11 protein-coding genes are annotated in these 15,422 nt (G+C 50.7%); 8 read left to right on the forward strand and 3 right to left on the reverse strand.

Going from position 1 to position 15,422, the window contains the following annotated elements:
• From LDL70_RS06140 to lon, 8 genes are all read left to right on the forward strand, one after another.
• A complete protein-coding gene (locus tag LDL70_RS06140) occupies positions 1-1,362 on the forward strand; it encodes a sigma-54 dependent transcriptional regulator (protein ID WP_022712355.1) in 1,362 nt (453 codons plus the stop codon).
• Positions 1,363-1,364: 2 nt separating this feature from the next.
• On the forward strand, positions 1,365-2,741 hold the full coding sequence (trkA, locus tag LDL70_RS06145) for a Trk system potassium transporter TrkA (protein ID WP_075655375.1): 1,377 nt from the start codon (positions 1,365-1,367) through the stop codon (positions 2,739-2,741).
• Between the two features lie 29 nt (positions 2,742-2,770).
• Positions 2,771-3,574 (forward strand): capsular polysaccharide synthesis protein, encoded by an 804-nt coding sequence (locus LDL70_RS06150; RefSeq protein WP_225687776.1) that lies wholly within the window; start codon positions 2,771-2,773, stop codon positions 3,572-3,574.
• 362 nt (positions 3,575-3,936) lie between these two features.
• Positions 3,937-4,173: an RNA chaperone Hfq gene (hfq, locus tag LDL70_RS06155; RefSeq protein ID WP_022712353.1), complete on the forward strand. Its 237-nt coding sequence runs from the start codon at positions 3,937-3,939 to the stop codon at positions 4,171-4,173.
• Between the two features lie 263 nt (positions 4,174-4,436).
• On the forward strand, positions 4,437-5,858 hold the full coding sequence (gene hflX, locus LDL70_RS06160) for a GTPase HflX (protein ID WP_083647020.1): 1,422 nt from the start codon (positions 4,437-4,439) through the stop codon (positions 5,856-5,858).
• Between the two features lie 182 nt (positions 5,859-6,040).
• Positions 6,041-6,667, forward strand: coding sequence for an ATP-dependent Clp protease proteolytic subunit (locus LDL70_RS06165; RefSeq protein WP_225688419.1), 627 nt, complete (start codon positions 6,041-6,043; stop codon positions 6,665-6,667).
• A 345-nt stretch (positions 6,668-7,012) separates the two neighbouring features.
• Positions 7,013-8,287 (forward strand): ATP-dependent Clp protease ATP-binding subunit ClpX, encoded by a 1,275-nt coding sequence (gene clpX, locus LDL70_RS06170; protein WP_075655371.1) that lies wholly within the window; start codon positions 7,013-7,015, stop codon positions 8,285-8,287.
• A gap of 401 nt (positions 8,288-8,688) precedes the next feature.
• Positions 8,689-11,112 carry an endopeptidase La gene (gene lon, locus LDL70_RS06175; RefSeq protein WP_075655370.1) on the forward strand — a complete coding sequence of 808 codons (2,424 nt, stop codon included), beginning with the start codon at positions 8,689-8,691 and terminating at the stop codon, positions 11,110-11,112.
• 53 nt (positions 11,113-11,165) lie between these two features.
• Here lon and LDL70_RS06180 read toward each other — a convergent pair whose 3' ends face one another.
• The 3 genes from LDL70_RS06180 to LDL70_RS06190 form a co-directional block, all read right to left on the reverse strand.
• Entirely contained in the window at positions 11,166-11,570 is a 405-nt protein-coding gene (locus tag LDL70_RS06180) for a hypothetical protein (protein WP_225687781.1), read from the reverse strand.
• A gap of 262 nt (positions 11,571-11,832) precedes the next feature.
• Positions 11,833-13,062, reverse strand: coding sequence for a metallochaperone AztD (locus LDL70_RS06185; protein WP_225687783.1), 1,230 nt, complete (start codon positions 13,060-13,062; stop codon positions 11,833-11,835).
• A 209-nt stretch (positions 13,063-13,271) separates the two neighbouring features.
• Entirely contained in the window at positions 13,272-14,789 is a 1,518-nt protein-coding gene (locus tag LDL70_RS06190) for a VOC family protein (protein WP_225687799.1), read from the reverse strand.
• Between the last annotated feature and the right edge of the window lie 633 nt (positions 14,790-15,422).

A 15,422-nucleotide genomic window follows, 5' to 3' on the forward strand; every position in this document is an offset into this window, starting at 1 on the left:
ATGGCTTCTGATATTCTCGTCGTTGATGATGAAACGGACATCCGTGATCTGGTTGCTGGTATTTTAAGCGACGAAGGTCACGAAACCCGCACAGCTTTTGATGCGGACAGCGCATTGGCCGCGATCAATGATCGTGTGCCGCGGCTGATTTTTCTGGATATATGGTTGCAGGGCAGCCGTCTGGACGGGCTGGCATTGCTGGATGAAATCAAGAAACTGCATCCGGATCTGCCGGTGGTGATGATCTCCGGTCACGGTAATATTGAAACTGCTGTCTCGGCTATCCGTCGCGGCGCTTATGATTTCATTGAAAAGCCGTTCAAGGCAGATCGTCTGATCCTCGTGGCAGAGCGGGCACTGGAAACATCAAACCTTAAGCGCGAAGTTTCTAACTTACGCAAACGCTCCGGTGAGACATTCGAACTGCTGGGTAATTCGCTGGCGATGAACCAGTTGCGCCAGACTATCGAACGCGTGGCACCGACCAACAGCCGTATCATGATTACCGGCCCTTCGGGTTCGGGTAAGGAAATGGTGGCACGTGCCATTCATGGACAGTCGAGCCGTGCTAACGGGCCTTTTGTGACTGTGAATGCCGCTGCTATTACACCGGAACGTATGGAAATCGAGCTTTTCGGCACCGAAATGGATGGCGGGGAACGCAAGGTCGGCGCACTGGAAGAGGCGCATGGCGGTATTCTCTATCTCGACGAAATTGCCGATATGCCGCGTGAAACCCAGAACAAGATTTTGCGTGTTCTGGTTGACCAGCAGTTTGAACGTGTAGGCGGAACCAAGCGCGTGAAGGTTGATGTGCGTATCATTTCTTCGACCGCGCAGAATCTTGAAGGCATGATTGCCGAAGGTCTGTTCCGCGAAGATCTGTTCCATCGTCTGGCCGTTGTTCCGGTGCAGGTGCCGCCATTGGCACAGCGCCGCGATGATATTCCGTCGCTGGTGTCCTTCTTCATCAATCAGGTGGCTGAACAGGCCGGTATCAAACCGCGCCGTATCAGCGATGATGCGATGGCGGTTCTGCAATCCCATAGCTGGCCCGGCAATGTGCGTCAGCTGCGTAACAATGTGGAACGCTTGATGATTTTGGCGCGCGGCGATGATGTGGATGCGCCGGTAACGGCTGATCTGCTGCCGGCGGAAATCGGTGATACGCTGCCGCGCACACCGACTGATTCCGATCAGCATATTATGGCGCTGCCGCTGCGCGAAGCGCGTGAAATGTTTGAAAAGGAATATCTGGTCGCACAGATCAACCGTTTCAGCGGTAATATTTCACGCACGGCTGAGTTTGTGGGTATGGAGCGTTCCGCTCTGCACCGTAAACTCAAGTCGCTCGGAGTGTAATTATGCGGATCATTATCTGCGGTGCCGGTCAGGTCGGCTTCGGTATTGCTGAGCGGCTCGCTGCGGAACATAACGATGTGTCGGTGATTGATACATCGGAAAAGCTGATCCACGCCGTGCGTGATCTGCTTGATGTGCGTGGTTTTGTCGGTCACGGCTCGCATCCGGATGTACTGGAAGCGGCCGGTGCCGATGAAGCGGATATGATTATCGCCGTCACGCTTTACGACGAGATCAATATGGTGGCCTGTCAGGTTGCCCATTCGCTGTTTAATGTGCCGACCAAAATTGCCCGTATCCGCGCACAGACCTATCTGCAAAAGCAGTATCAGGAGATGTTCTCGCGCGATAATATGCCGATCGATGTGGTGATCTCGCCGGAACTGGAAGTCGGCGACATGGTGCTGCGCCGTATCGCTTTGCCGGGTGCTTCCGATGTGTTGCGCTTTGCCGATGACAAAGTGGTCGCTTTTGCCATTGAATGTATGGAAGACTGCCCGATCATCAACACGCCGCTGAAACAGCTGACCGATCTGTTTCCAGATCTGCCGTCAACGGTGGTCGGCGTGGTGCGTAATGACAAGCTTTTTGTGCCGCATTCCGAGGATCATCTGCTTGCAGGCGATCTGGCCTATGTGGTGACAACGGTAGAGCAGGTGCGCCGTACGCTCGGCCTGTTCGGTCATGATAAACCTGAGGCGCGGCGGATCATTATCGCCGGTGGCGGTAATATCGGGCTCTATGTCGCGAAAAAGATGGAAGAGCGCCAGCCGCATACGCGGCTGAAGATCATTGAACATAATCGTGAGCGTTCAGCCTTTGTGGCTGATGAGCTGGATAAGACGATTGTTCTGAACGGCAGTGCGCTGGATCAGGAATTGCTGCGCGAGGCGGAAGTTCAGGATGCTGATCTGATGGTGGCACTGACCAATCAGGATCAGGCGAATATTCTGTCCGGCATTATGGCCAAGCGCCTTGGCTGCAAGTCGAATATGGTGCTGATTAATAATTCTGCCTATCAGGAATTCATCCATACGGTTGGTATTGATTCTTATGTCAGTCCGAAGAATGTGACGATTTCCAAGATTCTGCAGCAGGTGCGGCGCGGGCGTATACGCTCGGTGCATAGTGTCTATGACGGGCGGGCGGAGCTGATTGAGGCGGAAGCCCTTGAAACTTCACCATTAGTCGGCGCGCCATTGCGTAATATCGACCTGCCGGCCGGTTTGCGGGTGGGGGCGGTTTACCGTGACGGAAAAGTTATTAAGCCGCATGGCGATCTGCATATTCGCCGCAATGATCGCGTAGTGATGTTTGCGACAAGTGATGCGGTGAAGCACGTAGAACAGATGTTCCGCGTGAGTCTCGATTTCTTTTAAGCGCCTCATTTTAAAATTGAGTATGTTTTATGGATATTTGTACATTCTGGTACGGCAGCCAATTACGGCCGGTGGATCATATGTGCCTGACTTCCATGGTCAGAACCGGACAACGGGTTAAGCTGTTCAGCTATCAGCCCGTCGAAAATCTGCCGGAAGGCGTGGAGCAGCATGATGCCGCAACGATCATGCCGATTGAATCATTTCGCCGTCTTGATCCCGGTTTTCCGAACCTGAAAGATAATCTGACGATTGTTCAGTTCAGCGATATTTTTCGCATCAATCTGATGAAACATCGTCAGGGCGTGTGGCTGGATACGGATGTCTATCTGCATAAGCAGTTCCATCCGGATGCATCCAAACCCTATCTGGCGCGTGAAAACAGGGAGCGCGTCGGCGTTTCGGCTTTGTATTTCCCGCCCGATCATCCGGTGATTGCCGAATTTGATGCCTATATGGCCGGTGATTATCCGCTGCCGAAATGGCTCGGTTTGCGCAGACGGGTTTTGCGCCCGCTCTGGTACCGCCTTATCGGCAAGGAAGTGACCCCTGCAATGATCGGCATTACCATTTTTGGCAATGACGGTATTTCAAGGCTGGCCAAGAAATATGGCTGTTTCAATGATGCGGCGCCCAAAGAAAGTTTTTACTACTGGACGGCGCGTGACTGCCTGAACATTTTTGATCCGAAATATGGTCTGGAACCGCTGGACCATCCTGAATTTATTGGTTTTCATGTGCATCGCAAAAGTCCGGAAGAGCTGGTTGCGCGCAAGGGCAGCTTTTATGAATGGATGCTGAAGCAGACAGGTGAGCTGACGGAGGCTGATTAAGCGTCATGAATTGTCAGAATACAGGTCAGATACAAAATATATTTGGCCTGAATGGCATAGTTCTGACTGTGCGGCAGCTAATCATCCGGCAGCATACAACATTTTGACGTTGCGCAAAAAATAGCGGCCTGTTAACCCTTTGCGGAATGTGGGATTATTCCCGCAACTATTGATTCTGTATCAATATACAGGTGCAATATCTGGGGCAGATGATAAAACCGGATGACAGGGGAAGATTTTCTGCTGTTTCTTCGGAAATGAACTGTTTACGGGCTATGCGCTTCAGGCGGCATATTTGTAAACAGGGTGGATGTCTCCCCGAAATCAGTGCTGGTTGCGGATCGAAATAAAGGAATAAAAAAATGGCTGAACGATCGCAAAATCTTCAGGATCTCTTTCTGAATTCTGTACGTAAGCAAAAAATCTCTCTGACGATCTTTTTGATTAATGGCGTTAAGCTGACAGGTATTGTCACATCCTTTGATAACTTCTGTGTCTTGCTGCGCCGTGACGGACATTCACAGCTGGTATATAAACATGCCATCTCAACCATTATGCCAAGTCAGCCTGTGCAGATGTTTGAAGGCGAAGAAGAGTAAGCATTACAGGTCATTACGACTGTTTGCTGAAATTTCGGAATGTTTTTATATCCGCAGTGCCTCTAGGCCTGCGGATATATTTGTTTGTAAATACGGGAACAATTATCTGAGGCGCGCTCATTGATGCAGGCAGCCCTGATGATTATCTGATGGGAACAGAAGCCGTTCCGGATAAAGATGGCCGGTTATGGCGATACATAAATCAGGATACACATTTGAAAAAACGCAATGATCCGGCAGCTGATCTGACGCCAGAAACAGAGATGCCAGAAACATATGAATTATCATCCGATGATAATTATGATGACGGCGCCAAACAGAAAAGCAGCAGAAAGCCTTTCACAACAAAAGTAGAAGATACACGGGCTTTTGTTGTCGTGCCGATTTTGCCGGAACGTTACGCGCTGGTCGTCGATCAGGATGAGAGCGAACGCCCGAAATATCGCCGGAGTGATGAGGCGCGGCTTGAAGAAGCTGCGGGACTTGCACGCGCGATTGATCTGAAAATTATCGACAGTTTTCTGGTGCAGACCTCCCAGCCGCGTCCGGCCACTCTGCTTGGCACGGGTAAGGTTGAGGATATTGCCGAACGCATTGAGCGTGAAGAAATCGAGCTTGTGATTGTCGATCATCCGCTGACACCGGTGCAGCAGCGCAATCTGGAACGCGAATGGAAGGTCAAGGTTATTGACCGTACCGGTCTGATTTTGGAAATTTTCGGCCGCCGTGCGCAGACCCGTGAGGGTAGCCTGCAGGTTGAGCTGGCACATCTGAATTATCAGAAAGGCCGTCTGGTTCGCAGCTGGACGCACTTGGAGCGTCAGCGTGGTGGTGGCGGCTTTATGGGCGGTCCGGGTGAAACCCAGATCGAGGCCGACCGGCGTATGCTGCAGGAGAAAATCCTGCGGATCAAACGCGAGTTGGATACGGTTGTACGTACCCGCCAGCTGCATCGCCAGAAACGCCGTAAGGTGCCGCATCCGGTGATTGCACTGGTCGGCTATACCAATGCGGGCAAGTCTACTTTGTTCAATCGTCTGACCGGTGCTGATGTGCTGGCGGAAGATATGCTTTTCGCGACGCTTGATCCGACTTTGCGTCGTCTGCGCCTGCCGCATGGCGATATGATTATCCTGTCCGATACAGTTGGTTTCATTTCTAACCTGCCGCACCATCTGGTGGCCGCATTTAAAGCGACACTGGAAGAGGTGATTGAGGCGGATTTGATCCTGCATGTGCGCGATATGTCAGACCCTGACAATGCGGCGCAGGCTGAGGATGTGGAGACAATTCTCAGCGGTCTCGGCATTAAAAAAGGCGATGAGCGTGTCATTGAGATCTGGAACAAGATCGACCGTTTGAGCGAGCCGATGCAGGACAGCGCGGAAAATCTGAGTAGCGGCAGTCATGAAGATGCACGGCCTTTGCCGCTGTCTGCGTTGACAGGGCAGGGTACGTCTGAATTGCTGGCTTTGATCGAAAGCCGTATTTCCGGTGCTATGGAAAAGGTGCAGGTCAGCCTGCAGCCGGATCAGTTCGGTCTGATTGACTGGATTTACCGCCATGGCAGCAATGTGCGCCGTCAGGATGAGGAAGACGGTTCGGTGATTATCGATGTGGATATGACCGCCGGTTCCGCACAGAAATTCCGCGATAAATATGCTTCCGTAACAAAACGCAGCTAAGGATGTGCAGCAGTCTGCCGTCATTTAGATTTCGGTAAGCATGAAAGATTAGACAGGGGCGGAATAGGGCGTTTATAGCGCAACACCTTGCGAAACGGGTACGCCTCGCCCTATGTATTGAGTATTACGAATCCTGACGGCAGTGTTTCGCTCCGTTCTCCGATAGCCAAAGGCAGTTAATGATGAGAGATCCAATTGAAACCGTTATGAATCTGGTCCCGATGGTGGTTGAGCAGACTGCACGCGGTGAGCGGGCCTATGATATTTTCTCGCGTCTTCTGAAAGAGCGCGTGATTTTCGTGAACGGTCCGGTTGAAGACGGCATGGCTATGCTGATCTGCGCGCAGCTTCTGTTCCTTGAAGCGGAAAACCCGAACAAGCCGATTGAAATGTACATCAATTCGCCAGGTGGCGTGGTCACTTCCGGCATGGCGATTTATGACACGATGCAGTTCATCAAGCCTCCGGTTTCCACGCTCTGCATGGGGCAGGCGGCATCCATGGGCTCGCTGCTGCTGACAGCCGGTGCAACCGGTCAGCGTCTGGCACTGCCGAATGCACGTATCATGGTTCACCAGCCATCCGGCGGTTTTCAGGGGCAGGCTTCCGATATCGAGCGTCATGCGCAGGATATCATCAAGATGAAGCGCCGCCTCAATGAAATCTACGTTAAACATACCGGCCGTGATTATGAAACTATCGAGCGTACACTCGACCGCGATCATTTCATGACCGCTCAGGAAGCGCACGAATTCGGCCTGATCGATAAAGTGATCGAATCACGCGATCTTGGCGAAAAGAAAGACTGATAAACCGGATTCTGATCCGTTTTGCCTGAAAAACGGATCAGTTTTCTGAAGACCGGAATTTCGTGACAAGTGGTTTTCCGGCAGAAATCTTCGGCATTGTATAATTTTAGCCACATTTTTTCTGCCATTACCGCTTTTACTGTACTGTCGCATAAAACAGTGCGGTAGACAGGTTGTAAAACTGTCTTTTGCCTGTTTATGCTGAATGCTGTGTTAAGTGATCGTTTGGGTCTTGTGCCTAAAAAGACGACTGCCGTTCATGTCGGTTTCGGTCGGGAAGACATAACGGTTAGAACTTGGTGCCTGTTGCGGACAGCGGGCGGCCATTACTGAAAGGAAACTGCGATGAGCAAAGTCAGCAACGGCGGTGGCGATTCCAAAAATACGCTCTATTGCTCCTTTTGCGGAAAAAGCCAGCATGAGGTGCGCAAGCTGATTGCGGGGCCGACCGTTTTTATCTGTGATGAGTGCGTCGAGCTTTGCATGGACATCATCCGCGAGGAAAACAAATCCTCAATGGTGAAGTCGCGTGAAGGTGTTCCGACTCCGCAGGAAATTATGGCGGTTCTCGATGATTACGTCATCGGTCAGAGCCATGCCAAGCGTGTTCTGTCGGTTGCGGTTCATAATCACTATAAGCGTCTGGCTAACCAGCCAAAGAGCGGTGATGTTGAGCTGGCAAAATCCAATATTCTTCTGGTTGGCCCTACCGGTTGCGGTAAGACCTATCTGGCACAGACACTGGCGCGCATCATTGATGTGCCGTTCACCATGGCTGATGCCACGACACTGACCGAAGCCGGTTATGTCGGTGAAGATGTTGAAAATATCATTCTCAAACTGTTGCAGGCTGCCGACTACAATGTCGAGCGTGCGCAGCGCGGTATCGTCTATATCGACGAAGTGGATAAAATCAGCCGTAAGGCCGATAATCCGTCGATTACCCGTGACGTATCCGGTGAGGGCGTACAGCAGGCTCTGCTGAAGATCATGGAAGGCACTGTGGCTTCCGTACCGCCGCAGGGCGGGCGCAAGCATCCGCAGCAGGAATTCCTGCAGGTGGACACAACCAATATCCTGTTCATTTGCGGTGGTGCATTTGCCGGTCTCGACAAGATCATTTCGTCCCGTGGCGAAAAGACCTCCATCGGCTTCAGCGCGACTGTAAAAGCGCCGGATGAACGCCGTATCGGTGCGATTTTCCACGAGCTGGAGCCGGAAGATCTGGTGAAATTCGGTCTTATTCCGGAATTTGTCGGTCGTCTGCCGGTTATTGCGACACTGGAAGATCTGGATGTGGCCTCTCTGGTCAAGATCCTGTCTGAGCCGAAAAACGCTCTGGTGAAGCAGTATCAGCGCCTGTTCGAGATGGAAAATGTTGAGCTGACATTCCATGAAGATGCGCTGCTGGCAATTGCTGGCCGTGCGGTAGAGCGTAAGACCGGTGCCCGTGGTCTGCGTTCGATCATGGAAAAAATCCTGCTTGATACCATGTTTGACCTGCCGACACTGGAAGGTGTTCAGGAAGTGGTTATTTCCGGCGAAGTCGTGGATGGCAAAGCGCAGCCGCTTTACATCTATGGCGACCGTAAGGAAGAAAAAGGCACGGTTTCCGCTTAAGGAAACAAACAGCCTGTCAGCTGTGACGAAAATCAAAAACGCTCAGGAGCAATCCTGAGCGTTTTTCGTTTGAATATACGTTCAAGAGCTCACATTCTTATATTTATGAGTTAAAATATCATATTTATTATGCTGGATTGTGGACGAGAGGGGAAACACGGCGAAACCGGCACTTTAGGCGTTTCTTTAACCGCGAAACCGCTTTAAAAGATGGGTATGAAAATTGCATTTTGATCCGGTGGTCATAAATGCGCTGATTTATTCTGCTGTATGAAGCATAAACAGTGCTTGAAATAGCGGCAACGGGTGGCCAATTATACAGTCGATGCACGCAGTGATTTGCTGATGAAACGGGGGTCATTGTGTGGCGATCGGGTGGTTAACCCGGGAAAGGACTTAAAATGACGGATACAGAGTTGAAGACATCGGTGGGTGGTCAGGACGGGCTCTATGCCGTATTGCCATTGCGCGATATTGTTGTCTTCCCGCATATGATTGTGCCGCTTTTTGTCGGCCGCGAAAGATCAATCCGTGCGCTTGAAGAAGTGATGGGCGTTGATAAGCAGATCCTGCTTGCCACGCAGAAAAATGCTGCCGACGATGAGCCGGCCAATGACGCGATTTATGAAATCGGTACAGTTGCCAATGTGCTGCAGCTGCTGAAACTGCCGGACGGCACTGTAAAAGTGCTGGTCGAAGGTATTGCACGCGCCAAGATTTCCAAATTCAGCGACCGTGAAGATTATCACGAAGCCTATGCTGACATTCTTGAACTGCCGGAAGAAGAGCCGGTGGAAATCGAAGCGCTGTCCCGCTCGGTGATGAGCGACTTTGAAAATTACGTAAAGCTGAACAAGAAGATTTCGCCTGAAGTTGTCGGCGCGACCAGCCAGATCGATGATCATTCGAAACTGGCCGATACGGTAGCCTCGCATCTGGCGATTAAGATTGCTGAAAAGCAGGAAATGCTTTCGATCCTGTCGGTTCGTGAGCGTCTTGAAAAAGCTCTGGAATATATGGAATCCGAAATCTCGGTTCTTCAGGTTGAAAAGCGCATCCGCTCGCGTGTTAAACGCCAGATGGAAAAGACCCAGCGCGAATATTATCTGAACGAACAGATGAAGGCGATCCAGAAGGAACTGGGCGACGGTGAAGACGGCAAGGATGAACTGGCCGAGCTGGAAGAGCGTATTGCCAAGACCAAGCTGAGCAAGGAAGCTGCGGAAAAAGCGCAGGCTGAAATGAAAAAGCTGCGGTCGATGAGCCCGATGTCGGCGGAAGCCACAGTGGTGCGCAACTATCTCGACTGGCTGCTGTCCCTGCCATGGAACAAAAAGTCCAAGGTCAAAACCGATCTGGCTTTTGCCGAGGAAGTGCTGGATACAGAACATTTCGGTCTGGATAAGGTTAAGGAGCGTATTGTCGAGTATCTCGCGGTACAGTCACGCGCTGCCAAGATCAAAGGCCCGATCATCTGTCTCGTAGGCCCTCCGGGGGTTGGTAAAACCTCGCTGGCGCGCTCGATTGCCAAGGCAACCGGTCGTGAATATGTGCGTATGTCGCTTGGCGGTGTGCGTGATGAGGCTGAAATCCGCGGTCACCGCAGAACCTATATCGGCTCTATGCCGGGCAAGGTTGTGCAGTCGATGAAGAAAGCCAAGAAGTCCAACCCGCTGTTCCTTCTCGATGAAATTGACAAGATGGGGCAGGATTTCCGTGGTGATCCGTCATCGGCTATGCTGGAAGTGCTGGATCCGGAACAGAATGCAACCTTCATGGATCATTATCTGGAGGTCGAATATGACCTGTCCAACGTAATGTTCGTGACGACTGCAAATTCGCTGAATATTCCGGGTCCTCTGCTTGACCGTATGGAGATCATCCGTATTGCCGGTTACACCGAGGATGAAAAACTTGAAATTGCCAAGCGGCATTTGCTGCCGAAGGCAATCAAGGAACATGCTTTGCAGCCGAATGAATTCTCGGTTGATGAAGCAGCCATTCTTGCTGTGATCCAGCACTACACCCGCGAAGCCGGTGTGCGTAGTCTTGAACGTGAAATGATGAAACTGGCGCGTAAAGCTGTCACGGAAATCGCACGTAAAAAGACCAAGTCGGTTCATGTGACCAAGGATAATATTTCTGATTATCTCGGCGTCATGAAGTTCCGTTACGGACAGATCGACGGTGAAGATCAGGTTGGTGTTGTTACCGGTCTGGCTTGGACAGAAGTGGGCGGCGAATTGCTGACCATTGAAGGCGTGATGATGCCGGGTAAAGGTCGTATGACCGTGACTGGTAACCTGCGTGATGTGATGAAGGAATCCATTTCGGCTGCGGCATCCTATGTCCGCTCCCGTGCGGTGGATTTCGGCATCGAGCCTCCGCTGTTCGACAAGCGCGACATCCACGTGCACGTACCGGAAGGTGCGACTCCGAAGGATGGTCCGTCTGCCGGTACAGCAATGGTAACGGCAATTGTTTCTGTGCTGACCGGTATTCCGGTACGCAAAGACGTTGCTATGACCGGTGAGGTCACATTGCGCGGTCGTGTTCTGCCGATCGGCGGACTGAAGGAAAAACTGCTGGCAGCTCTGCGCGGCGGTATCAAGAAGGTGCTGATTCCGGAAGAAAACGCCAAGGATCTGGCTGAAATTCCGGACAATGTGAAAAACGCATTGGAAATCATTCCGGTCTCTTATGTCGGTGAAGTGCTTGAACATGCACTGATCCGCAAGCCGGAGCCGATCGAATGGGTTGAACCGGAAGTATCAGCCATTGCCAAAACCGGCGATGATGATGCTGTTGTGGGCATGGCTCACTAATCATCTGCACTAAAAAATCAAAAAGCCCCGCAAGTCTGACTTGCGGGGCTTTTTTATTTCACAATGATAGTAAGGGTTTTCTCTTCCAAAACACCGTCTGAATATGCAAATCGTAATTTAATAGTATCTGTTCCCTTAAATCCTGAATTGGCCGTGTAATAGGCGACAGGCCCGTTAACTTTAGTCGACCGACACCGCTTATAAGCTGTATCGCTTGGGAATATGCGCTTCGTACCAAGATCGACTTTGCCATTTTTAGGTGCAGAAATTACTTGAATAATAGGGAGGCCAAAGTTTTCGCAATCTGGTTGTATGTGCCAAAGCGCTGCAATCTCGATCCTTTTACCTGCGATTGTGTATTTCGTACTATTAAATTGCTTTATTCCGGGTGCGGATACACATCCGGAAAAAATAAAACCAACAACAATCAGCAGCCAGATTTTATTCAACTGCTTCATACATCCCTCCGGTAATTCCCAAATCTAAGATGTAATGTATCTGGAAATACCACTCACGCAAAACCAACTAAGTACTAGCAAAACAATGTTAAATCGCTTTTTGGAGTTCGTCGCTTAATTATCCGTGCCTGTTGCTTTGACGGTTTCGAGCGCTTTGTTGTCGAGCAGATTGCCCTTGCCTTAAGCAGCGGGGATATGAATGGCAAATATAAAAAAGACCAGTATCAAACTGGTCTTTTCATTTTGGGAGGCTTTATATTTCTTAGTGCTCTGCTCCTGAGCCGCCAACAGCAACAATGCTGAATGGCTGATCGGCCACCGGAATGGTGCGGTCTTCTTTAAAGCTTTCAATATTAATCAGGCGTACCAGACTGTGGCGCGGATCGGTAATCGCAATATGGTCACCCGCAACGGCCAGACGCGGGCGCGGATCACGCCAGTGGCCGTCTTTGCTGTAAGGCTCGGTCACTTTCGCAGAACGGGTGATTGTGCCATCCAGAATATTGATGAGATGCAGCTGGCCGTCTTCGGTCAGTACATAGGCATTCTTCAGACGGGCAGGGTCGAGCGCAAAATCCACACGACGGGTCGGCAGATCAACCAAGCGATAAGGCGTGTCGCTTTCAGGGTCGATCAGCGCAATCTTGTCCTCACCATAATTGCCGAGGAAAAACTGCATCGCTTTGCTGCCAATCAATGTACTGACTTTGCCCTTTGGCAGATCGGCACCATAGGTCAGCATTTTCAGCTCGGCTTTTTTGTGTTTGGACGGGCTGGCAATCAGCACACCTTCCTCACAACCAAACGCAGCGAGACTGGCGGAGAAGGCTTCGCCATGCAAGGCTGTGCAGGTTGCAACATCACCGGTCTGCGTGCCATCAGCCTCAAGAACACGCAGGCCGAGGCGTGGCGGCAGGGCATCGGGCTTGGTTTCTGCTTCCAGATTTGGCACGGAAGCCAGATATTGAGTGCCGAAAGGCACAATCACACCATGATGCGGCGCAGTGGCATCAATGATCTTTGCCTGCGTCTTGCCTTTCAGAATATCCTGCTCGGACAGTTCATGGCCTTTACCTTCACGGTCGAAGAACAGCACAACACTGTCACCATGCATCACCGCGTGAACCGGACGTTTGCCTTCAAATTTCTCATCCAGCAAAGCTGTGTCCAAAACTTCCAGATCACGATGGTCGCCATGATCGGAAAGGCTGATGCCGGTTTTAATGACATTCACCTGATCGGCATCGGATTGCACGGCGAATACAGTTTCGCCGGATGCACTCGCCGTCAGACCGGCATAGCCTTTGATATCAAATTTTCCGAGTTCTTTGCCGCTCTCCAGATCAATCGCCCGAACCACCGGCTTGGTATGATCGGCAATAAACAAACGCCAGACTTGCTTGTGTTCCTCATCTGCACCGGCATGACCGGCAATCAGTAGGGAGCCTAATATGCCGAGCGCCGTTGCGCATTTTAGCTGTTTTAGCATCATAAACCTCAAGTCGAAATGTAATAACATTACGATTGATAGATGCGTTTATCTGACATGTCTATGCCGCAAAAGAAATTATTGTAATTTTATAACATAAATAGAGCGGTCTGATTGAAGCTTAATCGTCAGAACCGCTCTATCTTTTTTATCCTCGCATTGTCCGATGCAAACCGCTTCGCACTTTGCTGGAAATGCTTTTATGGCTGCGTTTATAAATGCAGCCATTCCTTTGCACGGGCAATATCATCCTGCGAGAGCTGATGACCTGCATTGAGCGTCTCTGCCGTTAAGCTTGCGCCGTTCTTGCTGAGCCATGTATTCAGCGCTTCAGCATATTTGCCGTAAGGATCAGATTTGCCGGCCAGAGTCAGTACCTCTGTGCCGGACAGGTCAGCCTGCGGTACATCTTCCAGCACATGCATCGGGCGGCACAGAATAGCGCGGCGGATCAGTTTCGGGAAAAGCGCCATCACTGCAGCGGCAAAATTTGCACCATTGGAATAGCCGAGCACGGTGATATCTTCAGCTTTCAGCCCATAGGAGGCAATGGCACCTTCAAAGAAGGCGTTGAATGCCTCAGCCTCCGAGCGGATATCCGCCTGATCGAACTGCGTGGCGCCAAAGCGGCGGAACCAGCGGGCAGTCCCTTCCTCATGGCTGCGTCCGCGCACGCCGAGCAGGGTAGCACGCGGGTTGACGCGATGCGCCATCGGCATCAGATCGGCTTCATTGCCGCCGGTACCGTGTAGCAGCAGAATAACACTGCCATCGGGATTTTCCGGCGTATAGAAGCGATGCACAAAGGGCAGGTCACGCATGGCAATTCTTTCCTCTCCGGGCATCGCAAATTGCGGCATTATCACTTTCAGATCCTGCGCGCGCTCCTGATTATGCGGTGGTACAAACAGTGTTTCACCCAGATGCTCCGGTGTTTCATCAATGGTAAAACCCGGTCCGTCGGTTGCCAGCTCAATCAGCGTTCCGCCCGGTTCACGCACATAAAGTGAGGTGAAATATTTGCGGTCATGGAAATTGGTGATCGACGAATTGAGGCGTGACAATTCCGCTTCAGACGCTTTGACTGCATCGACATCTTTGGCGCGGAATGCCACATGGTCAGCTATGCCGGTTCCGGGGATGCCCGGCACAAAGCCGCTGACATTGCGAACATCCACGAAATCCGTATCGGAAACCATGCGCAGTACGGTTTCTTCACGCTGACCTTCACTATAGCCGAAGCGTTTGATGAAAGCGGCGGTTTCTTCCTGCGTTTCGGTGAAAAGGGTAACGCTGTGCAGACGGGTAGGGGCAGAATTCCACGGATGTGCAGCAGGCATGTCATGACCGACCAGCTTGACGGTAACACCATCCGGATCTTTCAGACGTAATACCGGTTCACCGAATTCACGCTTCGGGCCTTCAACGCGAATTTGCCGGGACAGAGCGCGTGTCAGCCAGTCACCGATTGATTCCGGCGGGACTGCGAGTGCAATTTCCGCAACCTGACCATGGCCGACACGGCCGCGCGCACCTTCTTCCCAGACAAGAAATGTAATCAGCGAACCCGGAGAGCCAAGGGCATCACCGTAAAACAGGTGAAGCTGCTCACCGTCTTCAAAGCCGCCGGTTTGCTTGACCAGACGCAACCCCAGAAAACCTGCATAAAAATCAATATTGGCCTGCACATTGCGGGTGATAAGGGTCACATGATGGATACCGGAGGTCATATTGGCCTTTCTGATACTGATAAAGCAGAGAATGAAATCAATCTCTGCCGAACTGTTCTGTGTTTCGCATTATATTATCGTAGATTTGTATTTTTGTAATATGGGCAGGGTGAACACTGTATCAACACCGTTCAATTCCCGAAAAGTTGATTTATCTCATATGGCATAAAAAGACCCCGCATTGCAGAGCAATACGGGGCAGATATCGAGTAGGTATCATGAGGAGATCAACTTGGTGAAAATATCATCTGTTGACAGTCCAACTATACGCATGAGTGCATATTAAAATAGTCCAATATAAGACTGGCAATTTGTTGTTATTCTAGCATTCTGATTTTTATGAAATCATCGTAAGTGTGTGAAAAATACAACTTATGATGTTGTTTTGGTGCGTACTGCACGTTACGTACTTTATTTTTTGTGTTCTTATATAAGTATATTCACACATAATAAATGTGGAGGTGCTTATGAAAGAGCTCTTATTAGCAAGTACAGTACTTAGCGGTGCATTTATTTTCAGTTCTGCTGCGAATGCCGCACCATGTGTAGTCAATGCAAACGGAACCTTTACCGTTAACAACGGCAATAATCAAAACGGATGTTCTGTATCATCTGTCCAAAATATAATTGGTA

Source organism: Pseudochrobactrum sp. XF203, assembly GCF_020341615.1.
GTDB classification, from domain to species: domain Bacteria; phylum Pseudomonadota; class Alphaproteobacteria; order Rhizobiales; family Rhizobiaceae; genus Pseudochrobactrum; species Pseudochrobactrum saccharolyticum.

Bases quoted from the DNA above. Each gene is read 5' to 3' on its own strand.
- LDL70_RS06180 (WP_225687781.1), bottom strand. From the start codon at position 11,570: ATGAAGCAGTTGAATAAAATCTGGCTGCTGATTGTTGTTGGTTTTATT.
- trkA (WP_075655375.1), top strand. From the start codon at position 1,365: ATGCGGATCATTATCTGCGGTGCCGGTCAGGTCGGCTTCGGTATTGCT.
- LDL70_RS06140 (WP_022712355.1), top strand. From the start codon at position 1: ATGGCTTCTGATATTCTCGTCGTTGATGATGAAACGGACATCCGTGAT.
- hfq (WP_022712353.1), top strand. From the start codon at position 3,937: ATGGCTGAACGATCGCAAAATCTTCAGGATCTCTTTCTGAATTCTGTA.
- clpX (WP_075655371.1), top strand. From the start codon at position 7,013: ATGAGCAAAGTCAGCAACGGCGGTGGCGATTCCAAAAATACGCTCTAT.
- LDL70_RS06150 (WP_225687776.1), top strand. From the start codon at position 2,771: ATGGATATTTGTACATTCTGGTACGGCAGCCAATTACGGCCGGTGGAT.
- LDL70_RS06185 (WP_225687783.1), bottom strand. From the start codon at position 13,062: ATGATGCTAAAACAGCTAAAATGCGCAACGGCGCTCGGCATATTAGGC.
- lon (WP_075655370.1), top strand. From the start codon at position 8,689: ATGACGGATACAGAGTTGAAGACATCGGTGGGTGGTCAGGACGGGCTC.
- LDL70_RS06165 (WP_225688419.1), top strand. From the start codon at position 6,041: ATGAGAGATCCAATTGAAACCGTTATGAATCTGGTCCCGATGGTGGTT.
- hflX (WP_083647020.1), top strand. From the start codon at position 4,437: ATGCCAGAAACATATGAATTATCATCCGATGATAATTATGATGACGGC.
- LDL70_RS06190 (WP_225687799.1), bottom strand. From the start codon at position 14,789: ATGACCTCCGGTATCCATCATGTGACCCTTATCACCCGCAATGTGCAG.